We start from the raw sequence: 17,066 nt of genomic DNA, 5'->3' as shown, positions 1-17,066 counted from the left end.
CGCCTGATCTCCCGCAGATCAGGCGACATCCCCGACCAGAGACCTGACCGCCTCATTCGCAGGATTATCCGCAAGACGCTCGGGCGTGTCGAACTGCACGATCCGGCCATGATCCATGACCGCAATCCGGTCGGCCAAAGCCCATGCCTCGGCGCGGTCATGCGTCACCATGATCGCGCCCACACCGGCCTTGCGCTGAAGGGCGCGGACCTCTCCGCGCAGGGATTGGCGGACCTGCGTGTCAAGGGCGCTGAACGGTTCATCCATCAGCAGCAGCTTGGGGTCGATGGCCAGGGCGCGGGCCATCGCGACGCGCTGACGCTGACCGCCGGAAAGCTGAGCCGGATAGCGCCCGGCAAGCTGGGGCAGTTCGATCATCTCCAGCAATTCGGTGACCCGGCGATTGATCGCCTCCCGCGAGGGGCGGCGCTTGCCGTCCATCACCTTCAGCCCGAAAGCGATATTCTGCGCCACGGTCATATGGCGGAAGAGCGCATAGCTTTGGAAAACCATGCCGAAATGCCGCTTCCCGGCGGGCAGCCGGGTGATGTCCTCACCGTCCAGAACAAGCCTGCCCTGATCGGCATGGGCGAGCCCTGCGATAATATTCAGAAGCGTTGTCTTGCCGGAGCCCGAAGGACCCAGCAGGGCGACGAACTCTCCGGGTTCGACGGTCAGCGAGACCCCTTTCAGAACCTGTGTGTCCTCGAAGGATTTATGGATCTCAACGGCCTTGAATGTCATGAATGCGCCTCTTTTCTGGGGCCGAAGCGGTTCAGCGCACCGCGCAAAACCAGCGTCAGGAAGGCCAGACCGGCAAGGACGGTCGCGGCGGCGAAAGCGCCGGTGGCGTTATAGTCGTTATACATAAGTTCGATCTGCAGAGGCAGGGTCATGGTGCGTCCCCGGATCGCGCCCGACACGACGCTGACCGCACCGAATTCACCCATTGCGCGGGCCATTGTCAGCACCGTGCCATAGGCCAGACCCCATGAGATATTCGGCAGCACGATATGGCGGAATGTCTGCCAGCCATTGGCACCGAGCGTCAGGGCGGCTTTTTCCTCTTCCTCGCCGGTGACTTGCAGCACGGGCAGGATTTCCCGCATCACGAAAGGGCAGGTGACGAACAGGGAAACCAGCACGATACCGATCAGGTTGAACATAAGCTGGATGCCAAACGGCTCTAGCGCCGCGCCGACGGGCCCGTAAGCGCCGTAGATCAGCAGGAAGGCGAGGCCCGCCACAATGGGCGACATGGCGAAAGGCAGCTCGATCAGGATCAGCAGCACGCGGCGTCCCCAGAACCGATACCGTGCGATCAGCCACGCGGCGGCAACGCCGAAGACGATATTGATCGGCACCACGATCAGCGCGGCGATGACGGTCAGCTTGATCGCGGCCAGGGTCTCGGGGTCGGTGATCGCGGCGATATAGGCCCCCGCGCCGTCCGCGAAGGCCCTGTCGAAAATCGCCACGACCGGCATCAGCACCATGACCGCAAGGAAGATCACCGCAAGCGCAATCAGGATCGGTTTCGCCATTTACGCGCCCACCCGCAGATAGGATTGCAGCCGGTTCTGCATGACATTGATCGCCACCAGCAGCACGAGTGACAGCGCCAGCAATGTGCCGGCCACGGCGGCGGCGGCGGGATAGTCGAACTCATCCAGCCGGATCAGGATCAGCAATGAGGCGATCTCGGTCTCATAGGGCAGGTTTCCAGCGATGAAGATCACCGCGCCGAATTCTCCCAGTGAGCGCACGAAGGACAGTCCGATCCCGGTCAGGATCGACGGCAGCAGCGGGCGCAGCAGCACGCGGAAGAACATCTGCACCCCGTTCGCGCCAAGGGTCAGCGCGGCGGCTTCCTCGGCCGGGTCCAGTTCCTCGATGGCGGGCTGGATGGCGCGGACGGCGAAGGGGATCGAGGTGAACGCCATCGCGATCACGATACCCCACCATGTATAGGCGATCTGGATGCCAAGCGGGTCCAGCAACTGGCCGACCCAGCCAGAGCGATCATACAGCGCCACAAGCGCGATCCCGGCAACGGCAGTCGGCAGGGCGAAGGGCAGATCGACAAGCGCATCCATGATGCCGCGTCCCGGAAAGCGATACCGGGTCAGCACCCATGCAAGGATCAGCCCGAACACGCCGTTAATCGCGGTGGCCAGAGCCGCCGCCGAAATCGTCACGCGCAGCGCTGCCAGCACACGTTCCGATGAGATGATGCGCAGGTAATCCCCCGGCCCAAGCTGCGCCAACTGCCAGAGCAACCCGCTGAGCGGCAGAAGCACGATCAGGCACAGGAACAGCACCGTGATTCCCAGAGACAGGGAAAATCCCGGCAGAATTCTTGGGTTGCGGCGGGCGAGGGCGGTCATGTGGATCGGTCCGGTAAAGATGCCCCCCGCGTGAGGATCACGCAGGGGGCGGGTTCAGTTTCGCGGCTAATCAGTTCCGCTGGATCTGGTCAAGCGTGCCGCCATCGCTGAAATGCGTTTCCTGCGCTTCCTGCCAGCTTCCGAAGACATCCTCGACGGTCAGCAGCTCGACCTCGGGGAACTGATCGGCGGTGGCCTCGACCACAGCCGGATCATGGACGCGGTTGTTGAAGGACGCGATGATTTCCTGCGCCTCGGTGCTGTAGAGGAAGTTCAGATAGGCTTCCGCAACATCGGTGGTGCCGCGCTCCTCGGCGACCTTGCGGACAAGCGCCACCGGGAATTCGGCCAGCAGAGAAACCTGCGGCACGACGCGATCATACTCGCCCTCATCCTCGGCGGCGCGGATATTCTCGACCTCGGCTTCGAAGGTGATCAGAACGTCACCGATGCCGCGCTCGACAAAGCTGGTGGTCGCGCCGCGCCCGCCCGTGTCGAAGACGGCGACATTATCAAGAACCTTGCCGACGAATTCCCGCGCCTGAGCGTCATCGCCCTCGAAGGCATTCAGCGCATAGGCATAGGCCGCAAGATAGGTGTAACGCGCATTGCCGCTGGTTTTCGGGTTCGGGAACACGATCGAAACATCGTCCCGTGCCAGATCGTCCCAATCCTCGATCCCCTTCGGGTTACCGCCGCGCACAAGGAAAGCGGGCAGCGAATAATAGGGAGAGGCGTTATTCGGCAGATCCTGCTGCCAGTCCTCATCGACGAAGCCGTTCTCGGCAAGGATCTGCACATCCAGCACCTGATTGAAGGTCACCAGATCGGCTTTCAGACCCTGAAGAATGGCGCGGGCCTGTTTGGACGATCCGGCATGGCTCTGCTCGATGGTCAGCGTTTCGCCGGTTTCCCCGGCCCAGTTCTCGATGAAAACCGGGTTCAGCGCCGCGTAAAGCTCACGCGCGATGTCATAGGACACGTTCAGCATGTCGCGTTCCTGCGCCTGTGCGGGACCGATCAGCCCTGCAAAGGCGATGGCGGCGGCGCCGAGACTGCGCGGCAGCAGGCGGAATGAAAGATTGGAGGCCATATTGCGTTTCCCTGTGGTCAGGTGTTTCTGCGGTGCAAATGGTATGAATGTTCCCATGATTGCAATTGCAGAAAGATAATTAGGGAATTATTTCCGAAAATATTCTCTAACGCGGAAATTTGGTTCGCCTCTTCCATGTTGTTCAGATGGATTGACGGCCCGGCTGCGGTGCTGCGTCATTGCGGCCGATCCGTGCCAGAAGGATGACCGGCAGGATACCCACCAGAACGATGGCAAGCGCCGCCAGCGAAGCCTCTTCATAGGTGCCCCGCGCTGCCTCTCCGTAAAGATGCGTGGCCAGCGTTTCGAAATTCAGCGGGCGCAGAAGAAGCGTGGCGGAAAGCTCTTTCATGCAATCGACAAAGACCAGCAGCCCGGCTGCCGCGATGGCACCGCGCGTCAGCGGCAGATGCACGCGGCGCAGCGTTGCCGATGGACCGTGGCCCAGGGTCCGCGCCGCATGGTCATAGCTGCGCGGAATGCGCGTCATCCCGGCCTCGACCGATCCGACCGAGATCGCAAGGAAGCGCACGAGATAGGCATAGCCAAGCGCCGCCCCCGATCCGATCAGGATCAGCCCGGCGGACTGTCCCAGAAATTGCTGCACGAATTGATTGATTGACCGGTCGATCCCGCCAGCCACGACCAGAATCCCAAGCGCCAGCACCGTTCCCGGCATCGCATATCCAAGCGTGGCGATGCGCTGCATGATCGCCACTCTCCGAAGAGGCATGAGCCGCGCGGCCCAGATAACGACGATGCCGCAGGCCAGAACGGCAAGCGTGGCGAAAGCGGACAGCAGGAAGGTGTTCCGCGCCTCGGTCAGCAATTGCTGCGACAATCCGGCGAAGCGGAACCGCTTTATGGCCTCGACGGCAAGAAAAATCGCCGGGGTCAGGAAGCCAAGCAGGACCGGCAGGAAACAGATCGCGAATGCGGCGATGGCAAGGGAACCTGTCAGTTTGCGCGGCGCAAAGGGCCGCGCCCTCTGCGCATTCACCGAATATCTCTGCCGTCTCCGCGCCCATCTTTCCAGCGAGATCAGCGCCACGACCAGCAGGATCATCGCCAGCGAGATCTGCGCCGCGCCGGGCAGATCGGACCGCGTGACCCATGTTGTATAAACCGAGATGGTCAGTGTGCGGACGCCCAGAAACTCTGACGCGCCGATATCGTTCAGCGTTTCCATCAGCGCCAGGCTGATCCCCACCGCGATGGCCGGACGCGCCAGAGGCAGCGCGACGCGGCGGAAGATCTGTCGCCGTGTCGTGCCGAGCGTTCGCGATATCTCGATCAGATTGGCGGCCTGTGTCATGAACATCGCCCGTGTCGGCAGGTAGACATAGGGATACAGCACAAGGCTCAGCAGCAGGATTGCGCCGGGCATGTTGCGGATATCGGGCAGGCGGAAATCGCGGGGGCTGTCATAGCCCAGAAGATCCCGGACCACAGATTGCACTGGCCCCAGAGGGTGCAGCAGGTCCAGATAGGCATAGGCGACGATATAGGTCGGCACCGCCAGCGGCAGAAGCAGCGCCCATTCAAGCGCCCGCCTGCCGCGAAAATCATAGGCCGTGACCAGCCATGCGGTCGATGCGCCAATTACCGCGACCAGAATGCCGACCCCGGCCAGAAGCGTGACGGTCTGCCCAAGCGCATATGGCAGAACATTCTGCGCCAGATGCGACCACAGCCCGTCCGAGCCTTGCAAAGCCTGCCAGATCAGCGCCAGCAGCGGCGCGACCACAAGCCCAGAGATCAGCAGCGTGGCAATGAACCAGCCCCCTCCGCCGGAACGGAAGGGGCTGGATATTCTGCCCTGACGCTCACCCTGCGACGTCATGCTGCCGGAAAGCGGCGCGGGCTGCGGCGCATTGCCCTGCATCAATTGTCGAAGCCGACCTCATCGACCAGCTTGCTGGCCTCTTGCCGATAGGTGACGATATCGGTGAGCGGGACCGTGTCGATCTGCAACTCGCCGAAAGAGGCGACGATGGGGTCAAGCTCAACCCCGGCCTTGATCGGATGTTCGAAATTGGCCTCGGCATAGATCTTCTGCGCCTCATCCGAGACGAGATATTCCAGAAGCTGGATGGCCTCGTCCTTGTTGGGCGCGTATTTCGCCAGAGCCGCGCCGCTGATATTCACATGAGTGCCGCCATTTTCGAAGGTCGGCAGGATGACCTTGATCGCATCGCCCCATTCCTTCTGTTCCTCACCACCGGCGCCGGATCGCATCCGGCCGACATAATAGGAGTTCGCCACTGCAATATCGCAGATCCCGCCCAGAATATCCTTGGCGCCGTCGCGGTCGCCGCCACCGGCCTTGCGGGCCAGATTATCCTTCATGCCGGTCAGCCATTCCTTCGCGGCATCGGCTCCGTGATGCGCGATATAGGCCGAGAACAGCGCGGTATTATACGGATGCTGGCCCGAGCGGATGCAAAGCCGACCTTTCCATTCCGGGTCGGAAAGCTGCTCATAGGTGATGCTGTCCAGTTCCAGATCCTTCGCGGCGTACACCACGCGGGCGCGGGTCGACAGCGCTACCCATTGATTATCCGGCCCGCGCAGATTTTCCGGCACGGTCTCAGAGATGATTTCGGACTCGATCGGCTGGGTCAGACCCTTATCGACCAGATCGGTCAGCTTGCCCGCATCGACAGCCATCAGGATATCGGCAGGCGAGGCCTCGCCTTCGGTTTCAACGCGTTCCGGCAGGCCGTCCTTCAGAAAGACCGTGTTGACCTGTACGCCGGTCGCTTCGGTGAATGCGTCGAGAAGCGGTTCGATCAGACCCGGCTCGCGCGAGGTATACAGATTGACCTCATCCGCCGAGGCCGCCGAGACGGTGACAAGGCTGGCCGCTGCGGCGCAGGCGGGCAGGGCGATCCGTGTTGTGAAATTCATCTGTCTCTCTCCCTCTTGGTGCTTCGATCCGTGGAATGATGCCGAGGGATAATCATCGTTTACTTATTCAGTCAACTATTTTTGGGAACAAATCTCTGATCCGAAAGGCTATTTTCTGCAAATACGTGAATCTGGGCGCCGTTCAGCCTCAGCCGTACCTTCTCACCGACGGCCATTTTCACGCGCTGATGGCTGTGCATGCGCAGCGTATCGGCCAGAGGATGAACGCTCAGCTCGATCTGCTCGCTCTCTCCCATGAAGGTTTTCGATACGACCCGCGCCGCGATCCCCTCCGAGCCGGGCTCGATCGTCAATGCCTGCGGACGGATACAGGCAAGCGCCAGATCGCCCTCGTCCAGATCCAGCGATGCCGGGAAATACCCTATCGGCGTTTCAATCCCCCGCCCGGTCCAGATCCCCGGCAGGCGGTTACACGGCCCCATGAACTCGGCGGCATAGACCGAGACGGGCCGGTCATAAATATCGAAGGGCGATCCCTGCTGCTCGATCCGGCCCTGCTTCATCAGCACGATATGCTCGCCCATCGCCAGGGCTTCCTGCGGATCATGGGTGACGATGATCGCAGTGATGCCCAACTCTCGCAGCGTCGCAAGCGTTTCGCGTCGCACATATTCGCGCAGCCCTTGATCGAGATTGGAAAACGGCTCATCCATCAGCAGCACGGCAGGGCGCGGGGCAAGGGCGCGGGCAAGGGCCACGCGCTGCTGCTCTCCGCCCGAAAGGCTGTACGGGAAGCGTCCTTCCAGATGGGCGATGCCGATCTTTGCGATGACCTCATCGATGCGCTGCTGGCGCTGCTCTGCCGGGATGCCGCGCAGACCGAAGGCGAGGTTGTCGCGGATGCTCAGATGCGGAAACAGGGCGTAATCCTGAAACATGAAGCCGATATTGCGCTGTTCCGGTTCGACGAAACGCGCAGGTCCGGCGATTTCGGAGCCGTCCATCAGGATATGTCCGGCGGATGGGTGCTCTATCCCGGCAATCACCCGAAGCAGGGTCGATTTCCCGCAGCCGGATTCCCCCAGCAGGCAGGTGATCCGTCCCGCCGGCGCCTCCATCGAGATATCCGCCAGAACCTGCCTGTCCCCGAACCGACAGCCGATTCCCTCAAGCGAAAGCGCATGTGATCCGGGTTCCGGCATCCGGTTGCTCCTGACCGCATCTTCACAATGCCTGACTTTGAAAGCGGAATACCGCTTCGGCATCAGGCCGCTCTGGCTATAGCGGTGCGGATGCCCGGACGTCTAGTATGGGTTCATCGCAGACGGCAAAAAACGGTCAGCGCACCACATGCAACCCGGCCTGAGCCGGTTGCTCCATCTGACCGATCATCTCGGGCGATACGTTCAGCGTCGATTCCACTATGGGCACGTTTATGCTTTTCGTCTGCATGAAGATGCGCCCGATATATTCGCCCAGGATACCTAGAAACATGGCATTCAGCGTCATCGACATCAGCAGAAGGATTACCAGCGTGGCGAAGCCCGGCGGCCATTCCTGCCCGAACAGCAGCTTGCCGACCAGGTAGAGAAGCAGCACGATGAACGTGATCAGCCCCACGACAAGCGATGTGGTCGAAGCCAGACGCAGCGGTAACAAGGAGTGGTTCACCAGTCCGTCCACTGCAAGGGACATCATCGCGCTCAGTGGAAACTTCGATTCACCTGCCATACGTGCGGGCCGGTCATATTCGAACCCGACCTGCCGGAACCCCATCGCGCTGATCATGCCGCGCATATAGGGAGAACGGTCGTCGCGCATTCTGATCTGATCCACGACACGCCGGTCCGTCAGCCGGAACTCGCCCGCATTGCGGGGAAGATCGTCCTGGCTGATCCGGTCGATGAACCAGTAAAACCCTCGGCGCAGTGTTGCCACCAGAGGACCGTCGGGCAGTTTGCGCCTGATCCCGTAGACCACCTGATTGCCCTCGTCCCAGAGGCGGAGCATTTCGGGGATCAACTCTGGGGGGTCCTGCAAATCGCAGTCAAGCTGAATGACGCAATCCCCACGCGTAGCCTTATAGGCGAACATCACCGAATTCTGGTAGCCGACATTGCGCGAGAACCGGAAGGCGCGGACGCGGCGATCCTCGGCGGCAATCTCGGACAGGATCGGGAATGTCCGGTCGGTGGAATGATTATCCGTGAAGATGATCTCGGCCTCATAACCGGGCAAATCGTCCAGCACTGCCGCGCAGCGCGTATAGCAGGCCCGGACATTTTCCTCTTCATTATAGGCCGGGATGATGAGTGAAATCATGGTCATAGGCTGCTCCTCCTCTGTCTGGCGTCAAGCTTGCGTCGTTCCCAGTCGATGACCTGCTGAAGGCCGGCATCCAGCGGAATTTCCTGCCGCCAGCCAAGCGCTGAAAGCTCATGCGATGGCGGAGCCGAGACGATATCGCCTGTGCTGTTCCCTTGCGCCGGCGCTGTCGGCTTGAGCCTCTGACCGGTCAGAGCCGCAATCCGGTTTGCCACATCCCACAATTTGTGCGGCTGGCCGGTCGAGACATTCAGCACCGGAGGCAGCCCATCGGCACGGCGGGCGATCACCAGCAGGGCAGAGACGATATCATCCACATGCAGAAGGTCGCGCAGCGCATGGGGATTTTTCGGCGCTTCAGCATGACCCGCCAAAGACTGAGATATCGCGCCGGGTACGAAGAAATCCGTGGACTGGTCGCCGCCATAGGTCAGACATAGCCGTGCTGTCACTGCCGGAATCCCGGTTTCCCGGGACCAGATGCGCAGCAGGTTCGTCCCGATCAGTACCGAAAGGCCATATATACCCGACGGATACTCGATGCTCGGATCTCCCGGAGAAAGCTCTGCCAGCGTTCCGGTACGGATCACCGCCCGGGGCGGTGTTGCAAGCTGTGCGATTGCGGTCAGCACGAGTTGCAGCGAGTCCACATTGGCTTGGATCGCCGAAGGCAGAGCTTCCAGCCGTGACTGCCCCCGGAAACGGGTTTCGGTGGCAAGCAGAAAGATATGCTCGGGGCGCGACCTGGCAAGTGCATCGGCGGTCGCGCGGGGATCATCTGGATCGGCGCGAATGATCCTGAGCCCTGTCAGAATATCCCCAAGGCGCCATAAATCGCTGCCCGGACGCGCAAGGACAGTTACCTGATCGCCAAGCGACAGGCATCTCCGCGCCAGATGCGAGCCGATAAACCCGGTCCCGCCTGTGATGAAAACGCGTGACATGATGTCCGCTCCTATTCGTTCAAAAAATTTCTGAAAAATCTTTTCATTTTTATGCGCAGTGCCTGCCCGTCCCACCGGGAAAAATCCGGGCAGGCGTCCGCGCAAAGTTACGCGCCGCGTGAATACTGTGCGGCGAAGTCACGGAAGCTTTCATGCATGAAGTCGATCTGTTCCTGCGTCAGCCCGTGATGACAGGCCAGCAGAATGCCGCCACGCATTACGGCATCGGCGACCGGATAGCCGTCGGGCCGGGTCCGGGAGGACACCGATTTCATCGCGGGTTGCCTCAGGATATTTCCGGTGAAAACGGGCCGTGTCTGGATTTCCCGCCTCTCAAGGAAAATTTGCATATCGCGGCGGCAGAACGGAGCATCCTCGCGAATGGTCAGCGGAAATGCCAGCCATCCGGTCCGTGAATCAGGCAGTTGCCGGGGCAGGATGAACCAATCTTTATACTCACCGAAAAACGCAAGATGTTGGGCGAAGTTCTGTTCACGCGCGGTGATATTGCCGTCCAGCTTGTCAAGCTGCACCAGCCCGAACGCCGCGCTGATTTCTGACGGTTCCAGATTATAGCCGAGTTTCTCAAACAGGAATTTCGCATCATAGGATATGCCGTCCAGATCTACATTGAACCGGTTTTCGATTGCCTCGCTGCCTTCCTGATACAGTGAGGATGTCCGGCCCCAGCTTCGCAGTAAAAGCGCCTGCCGGGCCATGTCGTCGTCATCGACGCAGAGCATCCCGCCATTGCCCGCGCCGTTGATGACATGGCTGCCGTAGAAGCTGGTCGTCGAGATCTGCGCATTTACCCCCGTGCTTTGCCCGCCAATCGTCGCGCCGAGCGTATCGGCGCTGTCCTCGATCACGGCAAGATTATGTGCTTCGGCAATCTCTCGGATGCGGGGCCAGTCGGGCAGGTTACCGATCAGCGAAGGGATCATGATCGCGCGTGTATCAGGCCCGATCATCGCCTCTATCTGAGCGGCATCGACGTTATATGTCCCGTCTGCCACATCGATAAATGTCGGAACAAGCCCATGCTGGACGATAGGCGCAACCGTTGTCGCGAAGGTCAGGGCTGGGGTGATGACTTCGGAACCGGCCGGAAGATCCAGCAGCGCCACTGCGATAAAATTCGCCGAGGACCCCGAATTGACCATGATTCCGTGGCTTTTTTCGAATAAAGCCGCGACCTTCTCCTGCATCTCCCGGACATGCCGACCCATTTGTGTTGAGCTTCGCAGCACGCTGACGACAGCCTCGATTTCCTCTTCGCCATGTACGGTCTGGCCGTAATTAACTCGCATCATCCTGTCCTGTTTTGCGGTTCGAACTCGTTAAAAAACGTCATGCGGACTTCGTATTTGATGATCTGAGACAAGGTCAGTTCGCGAAGATCGCTATCGCCGCGCAGATAGGCGCGATACCATTCGGCTGTCAGGCGCAACGCTTCCGAAAGCTCCAGCCGGGGGTGCCATCCCAGATGCAAACGCGCCCTTGTGCTGTCCAGTCGCAAAAGCCCGGCCTCATGCGGGCCTGCGGGCGATATGCCGAAGCAGAAACCAGGTCCGTCTTCGCCCCAGATACGGGCGAATTTTCTGCAAAGCTCTCCGACAGGAATGGTTGCGTCAGTATCGGGGCCGAAATTCCATGCACCTGCAAGATCCGGCCCGGTTCCGGCCATGATCCGCGCCGCGACGGTGAGATAACCAGAAAGAGGCTCCAGCACATGCTGCCAGGGTCGAATGCTTGCCGGATTTCGGATCGCCGTTTCCGTCCCGGATCGGGTTGCCCGGACAATATCCGGGATTAGCCGGTGCGGTGCCCAGTCTCCGCCGCCGATGACATTTCCGGCACGAACAGAGACAAGCCGAGGCCCGGCCGGATCGCTGAAGAAAGAGCGCCGATAGGCCTGTGCGACAAGCTCTGTACAGGCTTTCGATGCGCTGTAAGGGTCCGATCCGCCAAGAGGATCAATCTCGCGATACCCCCAATCCCATTCGCGATTCTCATAGCATTTGTCACTGGTGACCACGATCACACCACGCAGAGACGCCGCGCGGCGGGCCATCTCAAGCACATTGGCCGTTCCGACGACATTGGTCGCGAAGGTGCGGACGGGGGCTTCATAGCTGTCACGCACAATCGCTTCGGCAGCCATGTGGATGATCAGTTCCGGATCGAAATCCGCGATGGCTTCCTCCAATGCCTCGGTATCGTTGATATCCGCGATCCGGCTGTCGCAGCTTTGCGCGATGCGGGCGATGTCGAACAGCGCCGGATCGGTCTGAGGCGGCAGCGCAACGCCCCGGATCTTTGCTCCCAGCCGGTCCAGCCACAGCGTCAGCCACCCGCCCTTGAAACCGGTATGCCCGGTCAGCAAGACGCGGCGACCGGCAAAAATGCTGAGCAAATTACCGGTTTTTCCGGGTTCGGCGGGAAACATCAGGTCACTGCCCTTGCCGCCGGGCTTATCTCGGCAAAATCCAGCCAGGGCGGCGGGCTTTGTTCGGCAAGCTCATTAAGCGCATTGCGGTCGCGCACTGTATCCATCGGGTGCCAGAAGCCGCAATGCTTGAAGGCCATAAGCTGACCGTCCGAGGTCAGGTTGACCATCGGCGATTGTTCCAGTGGCTCGGTATCATCGACGAGATAGTCGAATACGCCCGGCTCAAACACGAAGAACCCGCCATTGATCCACGTCTCGTGGCGGCGCACCTTCTCGGTGAAGGCATGGACGAGATCATTCTTGCCGAGTTCCATATTGCCGAAACGGGCAGGGGGCTGCACCGCAGTGACGGTTGCCAGCCGACCGTGGCTGCGGTGGAACTCAAGCAACTCATCGATCCGGATATTGCCGAGACCGTCGGAATAGGTGACCATAAAGGTCTCATCCCCTATCCAGTCGCGCAGACGGCGGATGCGACCGCTGGTCATGGTCAGAGGTCCTGTATCCACGACGCTGACCCGCCAGCCGCCCGACGAGATCGGCTTGAGTGCCAAATTGCCGGAATCCACATCGACGCTGATATCATTCGCGATCAGGTGGTAATCGGCGAAGAACTTCTTCAGCATCATGCATTTATAGCCACCTGCGACGATGAATTCGCTCTGTCCGAAATGGCTGTAAATATCCATGACCCGTGCGATGACCGGGCGACCGCCAATCTCGACCATCGGCTTGGGAATTGTCACAGTCTCTTCGGCCAGGCGCGAACCGAGCCCGCCTGCCAGCAGGATCGTCTTCATTGGGTCTCTCCTTCTTCAACTGAAAGCGGCGCAAGCCAGAGCGTTGCCTCGCCGTATCGATCGTTAATTGCCGGGAAATCACGGCGAGCATATCCGCGCGACTGCGCGTATTGGTTGAATGCGTCGTCTAGCCTGGGATCGAAACCCGTCATGACGGCGACCGGAGGATCTGTATCCAGCAGCCCGGCCAGCCCGTCAGGGCTGATCAGAGCATAATTCCCGGCCAGTTCCGGCCCGATATAGGGCGTAACGCGGTATCCGAATAATCCGGCAGACAGTTCCGGATAGATCTCCAGCCCTGCCTCAAGGGGATAAATCGGCGACAGCGTAGCAACGCGCCCATCTGCCGGAAGCCCGGCATCTTTGACCGCCTGCCGAAGTCGCTCTGCACCTTGCGCGACCCGGTTCGCTGTGAAGTTTTCGGGATGTCTCAACGCATTCAGCCCAAGTGCGAGACGCGGCGACCCGACAAGCAACGTGAGGACAAGCGCAACAGATACCGCCCCGCGAAACGCTGCATGACTGTCTGACGGCAAAGCCCGGTAGAGAAGTGCGGTCAGCACCGTCAGCCCGGCAAGAGGCGGCGCATAGTATTGCGGAAAGCCCGGAGTCGGCAGAAATGCAAAGAGCGCCGCGCAGATCGTCGCTGCCGTCACAATCATCGCGGCGTCGGCGGTCCAGCCCGGTCGGTGATCCGGTCCCGCACGTCGCACCGTCGCAAAGCCGAGCGCTGCGATGAAAGCCGACAGCATTGCCGCGCCGGCAAACCAGACCGAGAAGGAAAGCTGAATCTTCGCGGCAAGGCCAAGTGCCAAATCGGGTTCGCTGATGGCGTTGTCGCGCCAGAAGGCGATATGCGGGCCAGTGTGATATCCGCCGATATGGGCGAAGAATAAATCCGTCCGGGTCAATGCAAGCCAGATCAGAGGCAGCGCTCCCAACAGCCCGCCAAGCCCGACCGGCAGCACCATATGCCGGAGGCGCAGGGCGAAGGGCAGGTTGCGCGGTACTAGAAAACATCCGATTGCCACGGCGGGGATAAAGGCGAAGGCGCTGACCTTGAAGCCCGGCCCGATTGCCAGCATCACTCCGGAGAGAAAGAGCAGCACGAAGTTCAGCCGCTCTTCGGTGAGTGCAATTGCAAACAGGCCGAGGCCCAGAATCGCGAAGGGAAGTGGCATCAGGTTATTCGTTGCCGCCATCCCGGTCTGACCCAGCAGGATATCGGTCATCATCAGACTGGCCGGGGCGAACAGAGTGACCAGTCCAGAATGTGTCAGCCGCCAGCTAACCCAGCCTGACCGCAGCCAACATGAACACCCATATCAGCAGCATTGTCAGCCGCGCCGATGCTAGCAGACCCAGATCCGGCAATAAAAGATGCGCAGTGCGGAACAGCCAGACCGAATAGGGTGGCTGATTGAAAAACAGTTCGCGATACAGCTCATAATCGCCCAGAAGAGCCGCAGGCGGAATGAACATGAATTCATCTCGGCGCAGCTCGTAGCTGAAAAGACGACCCGCGAGACCTGCCAGCAGCACAAGGCCAACGACTCCGACAGCGATCTTAAACGCCGTCCTCATACGCGTATTGACGGTGCTCCCGGCGGTATGGATACCAGAGGTCACGTCCTGCCCCCGCCTTGACGAAACCCCATGACCCGACCGATCAGCAGCCAGGACGCGGCAACCACGAATGGCAGGACAAGCAACTGTGCGGAAAGCGGTCCGACACCTTGCGCCAGAACCACGCGAAGCGCCAATGCGTTGCCAGCGTAAAGCAGCAGATAGCTGGTGAGATAGGCGGGAAGCCGTCCCCAACCCTCTACCAGAAAAACCATCCGTGAATGCAGGCGAAAATTCCACAACGCGCCCAAGACGAACTGCACCAAAAGCGCAAGCTGAGCAGATGCACCGGACAGCACGGCAGCGGCATAGATTCCATATCCGACCACCGTGTTCACCACACCGGCGACAAGAAAACGCAACATGGTTTCCGGCGTGGACGGCCTGCATTTGGGAGAGCGTTGAAACGAAACCATCACGCACCTGCGTCCCTGTACTGCAAGGATGTGGCGCTGAGGCGATCCAAGCAGTCCGGGAAACTGCTCCGGGATATATTCCGCCAATATCCGGCGGGCACTCGTAACTGTACCATGACAATCTTTACAACACTAAATACGGCACCGAACAAAACAGGTGCGGTTCTGAGCAATATGCAGGGAATTCTCCGCTTGGCAACGAAAAACCCGGTAAGGTTGCAGGAGACGGCGACGCAGCCAGCGAGAACATCCCAGCTTTCGGCAGTGCAGCCTTGTGCAGGCTGAAGGGTTTCTGCGTCACGACAGATTATACCAAGCCATCATAATCTGTGGCTGCGTCTGGTTCAGAGGCCAGATGCGCAGAATTTCTGGCACACCGAGCGCGCTCTGCGCTGCAGCCTGCCTGAACCGAAGCCGTGGGCAATCAGAAGATTAATAAATATTTATCAATATCCTGCATGGATTTGATCGCAGAATGGCAGAGGTACTCCGCAATTCATCCAAAACGAATCGCATTGCCGGTCAGAATATGTCTGATCCGGCCCTTGCGTCGGCGGGCTGACCAGGCGTCATCCGACGATCACGCCCAGGAACATGGCCGATATATTTATCTCAAAGCAAAATCCGGTCTGGACAAATGTCCCGTATCTGATCCAGATTCCCTTTGGCCGTATGTCGGTCGGTTAACGATTTCTGCTTGTTGCGCGGTATAATGTTGAAGCATGGCTGACAATTTGTCCGGGACATTGCGTTCAAGGCTCGCGCGCAACATGTCGTGGACTTTCGCGAGCCAGGCTTTTATCTCCGCCGCTGCTGTGATCACGCTTTTCATCTCGGCCCGGGCGCTTGGCCCGGCAGGGCTGGGGATGCTGGCCCTTGTTGAGACATTTGTCAGGGTGGTCGATCTGATCGTTCGGCTTGAACCTTGGCAGGCGGTCATCCGTTTCGCGATCCGGGCCGAGGTCAATGACGACCGCGCCGCCCTGCTGCGTCTGGTGAAGCTCTCCCTGATGATCGACGCGGCGGGTGGGTTTCTGGCCGGGATGATCTGTATCCTGCTGGCGGGCTTGGTGGCTCCAATGGTCGGTCTGCCTGCAGAAGAGGGGCCACGTTACATCTATCTTGTGGCTGCGGGGCTGTTTTTTTCCTTTCGGCCGACAGCGGTTGCGATACTGCGCGTGTTTGACCGGTTCGACATTCTGGCGAAGATCGACTTCGCCTCGGCCATTCTGAGGGTGGGGCTCACTGCTCTTGCCTGGCAGGGCGGATGGGGAATATGGGCGTTTCTGGTGATTCTCTTTCTGCAAAGCCTCATCGAAGGTATCACCGCGCTGTTTTTCGCCATCCGCATCCTGCATGGGCGCGGCTATGAAGGTGTTCTCGCGGCGAACGGTCTTGCAGCCATTCGGGAAAATCCCGGCTTCCTGCGCTTGCTCTGGAACTCGAATTTCAACGTTATCCTCCGCCAATCGACCAACCGTTTCGATGTGCTTGTTCTGGGGGCGATGATGAACCCGGCGGCGGTCGGGATGTATCAGCTTGGCAAGCGGGTGATGAATCGGGTCAGCAAGCTGGCCGCGCCGGTGCGGCAGACGATCTATCCCGAGCTTGCCCGGCTGTGGGAGGAAGGCAGGATCGCCGCGTTCAGGCGGCTGGTTATCATTGTCTCGCTTGGAATTCTGGGACTGCAACTGGTCATTGCCATACCGGTGATGCTGAATATCGAGCCGATTATCATTACCGTGTTCGGGCAGGAATTCGCCGAGGCCGGTCCGGTGATGAACATCCTGCTGATCTCTTCGATTGTCCTTGCATCAGGTGTCGTACTAAATCCGGCTCTGCTGAGCATGGGCAAGGATCGGCTGCTGGTGCTGGTTACGCTCGGCTCGACAATTCTGTTCGCGGCCAGCTTTCTGCCGATGGTGCATTATTTCGGCGTCGAGGGTGCGGCCTTCAGCAACCTTTTGTTTAATCTTTTCTGGACCGTCGGATGCATCTTCGGATTTCGAAAAAAAAGGCATAGCGCATCTCTGTTCTGAGAGTTGTTTCCAAGAAATTCAGTTGGATATAATCTGTGTCTTGCGCAGATAAAAAACTTCCGGAAACCTCTGATCGGGCAGATTTTTCTGGAAATTATACCGCGCTTAAAGAA

16 protein-coding genes are annotated in these 17,066 nt (G+C 59.8%); 1 reads left to right on the top strand and 15 read right to left on the bottom strand.

Features of this window, described 5'->3' with window-relative positions; all coding sequences use genetic code 11:
• Nucleotides 1-18: 18 nt before the first annotated feature.
• From PAE61_RS10045 to PAE61_RS09975, 15 genes are all read right to left on the bottom strand, one after another.
• Nucleotides 19-744, bottom strand: coding sequence for an ABC transporter ATP-binding protein (locus tag PAE61_RS10045; RefSeq protein ID WP_271112259.1), 726 nt, complete (start codon nucleotides 742-744; stop codon nucleotides 19-21).
• On the bottom strand, nucleotides 741-1,544 hold the full coding sequence (cysW, locus tag PAE61_RS10040; protein WP_271112258.1) for a sulfate ABC transporter permease subunit CysW: 804 nt from the start codon (nucleotides 1,542-1,544) through the stop codon (nucleotides 741-743). The genes PAE61_RS10045 and cysW overlap by 4 nt, the downstream gene beginning before the upstream one ends.
• A complete protein-coding gene (gene cysT, locus PAE61_RS10035) occupies nucleotides 1,545-2,387 on the bottom strand; it encodes a sulfate ABC transporter permease subunit CysT (protein WP_271112257.1) in 843 nt (280 codons plus the stop codon).
• A gap of 70 nt (nucleotides 2,388-2,457) precedes the next feature.
• On the bottom strand, nucleotides 2,458-3,480 hold the full coding sequence (gene cysP, locus PAE61_RS10030; protein ID WP_271112256.1) for a thiosulfate ABC transporter substrate-binding protein CysP: 1,023 nt from the start codon (nucleotides 3,478-3,480) through the stop codon (nucleotides 2,458-2,460).
• A 142-nt stretch (nucleotides 3,481-3,622) separates the two neighbouring features.
• Nucleotides 3,623-5,365 (bottom strand): ABC transporter permease, encoded by a 1,743-nt coding sequence (locus PAE61_RS10025; protein ID WP_271112255.1) that lies wholly within the window; start codon nucleotides 5,363-5,365, stop codon nucleotides 3,623-3,625.
• Nucleotides 5,365-6,390, bottom strand: coding sequence for a Fe(3+) ABC transporter substrate-binding protein (locus PAE61_RS10020; RefSeq protein ID WP_271112254.1), 1,026 nt, complete (start codon nucleotides 6,388-6,390; stop codon nucleotides 5,365-5,367). The genes PAE61_RS10025 and PAE61_RS10020 overlap by 1 nt, the downstream gene beginning before the upstream one ends.
• 71 nt (nucleotides 6,391-6,461) lie before the next feature.
• Complete coding sequence (locus tag PAE61_RS10015) at nucleotides 6,462-7,553, bottom strand: ABC transporter ATP-binding protein (RefSeq protein WP_271112253.1); 1,092 nt, start codon at nucleotides 7,551-7,553, stop codon at nucleotides 6,462-6,464.
• Between the two features lie 136 nt (nucleotides 7,554-7,689).
• A complete protein-coding gene (locus PAE61_RS10010; protein ID WP_271112252.1) occupies nucleotides 7,690-8,679 on the bottom strand; it encodes a glycosyltransferase family 2 protein in 990 nt (329 codons plus the stop codon).
• Nucleotides 8,676-9,620 carry an NAD-dependent epimerase/dehydratase family protein gene (locus PAE61_RS10005; protein WP_271112251.1) on the bottom strand — a complete coding sequence of 315 codons (945 nt, stop codon included), beginning with the start codon at nucleotides 9,618-9,620 and terminating at the stop codon, nucleotides 8,676-8,678. Before PAE61_RS10005 ends, PAE61_RS10010 begins: the two co-directional genes overlap by 4 nt.
• A gap of 107 nt (nucleotides 9,621-9,727) precedes the next feature.
• The gene (locus PAE61_RS10000) at nucleotides 9,728-10,930 is read right to left on the bottom strand and encodes a DegT/DnrJ/EryC1/StrS family aminotransferase (protein ID WP_271112250.1); all 1,203 of its coding nucleotides are present in this window, start codon (nucleotides 10,928-10,930) and stop codon (nucleotides 9,728-9,730) included.
• Nucleotides 10,930-12,069: a CDP-glucose 4,6-dehydratase gene (rfbG, locus tag PAE61_RS09995; protein ID WP_271112249.1), complete on the bottom strand. Its 1,140-nt coding sequence runs from the start codon at nucleotides 12,067-12,069 to the stop codon at nucleotides 10,930-10,932. The genes PAE61_RS10000 and rfbG overlap by 1 nt, the downstream gene beginning before the upstream one ends.
• Complete coding sequence (gene rfbF, locus PAE61_RS09990) at nucleotides 12,069-12,872, bottom strand: glucose-1-phosphate cytidylyltransferase (protein WP_271112248.1); 804 nt, start codon at nucleotides 12,870-12,872, stop codon at nucleotides 12,069-12,071. Before rfbF ends, rfbG begins: the two co-directional genes overlap by 1 nt.
• Nucleotides 12,869-14,107, bottom strand: coding sequence for a hypothetical protein (locus PAE61_RS09985; protein ID WP_271112247.1), 1,239 nt, complete (start codon nucleotides 14,105-14,107; stop codon nucleotides 12,869-12,871). Before PAE61_RS09985 ends, rfbF begins: the two co-directional genes overlap by 4 nt.
• Before the next feature lie 52 nt (nucleotides 14,108-14,159).
• Nucleotides 14,160-14,501 (bottom strand): hypothetical protein, encoded by a 342-nt coding sequence (locus PAE61_RS09980; protein WP_271112246.1) that lies wholly within the window; start codon nucleotides 14,499-14,501, stop codon nucleotides 14,160-14,162.
• Nucleotides 14,498-14,863: a GtrA family protein gene (locus PAE61_RS09975; protein WP_271112245.1), complete on the bottom strand. Its 366-nt coding sequence runs from the start codon at nucleotides 14,861-14,863 to the stop codon at nucleotides 14,498-14,500. The genes PAE61_RS09980 and PAE61_RS09975 overlap by 4 nt, the downstream gene beginning before the upstream one ends.
• A gap of 821 nt (nucleotides 14,864-15,684) precedes the next feature.
• Between PAE61_RS09975 and PAE61_RS09970 the strand changes: the two genes are divergently transcribed.
• Nucleotides 15,685-16,953, top strand: a complete 1,269-nt coding sequence (locus PAE61_RS09970) for a lipopolysaccharide biosynthesis protein (protein ID WP_271112244.1) — start codon at nucleotides 15,685-15,687, stop codon at nucleotides 16,951-16,953.
• Nucleotides 16,954-17,066: the final 113 nt, after the last annotated feature.

Source organism: Paracoccus aerodenitrificans (assembly GCF_027913215.1).
GTDB lineage: Bacteria > Pseudomonadota > Alphaproteobacteria > Rhodobacterales > Rhodobacteraceae > Paracoccus > Paracoccus aerodenitrificans.
This window is presented reverse-complemented; position numbering and strand designations above follow the sequence as displayed.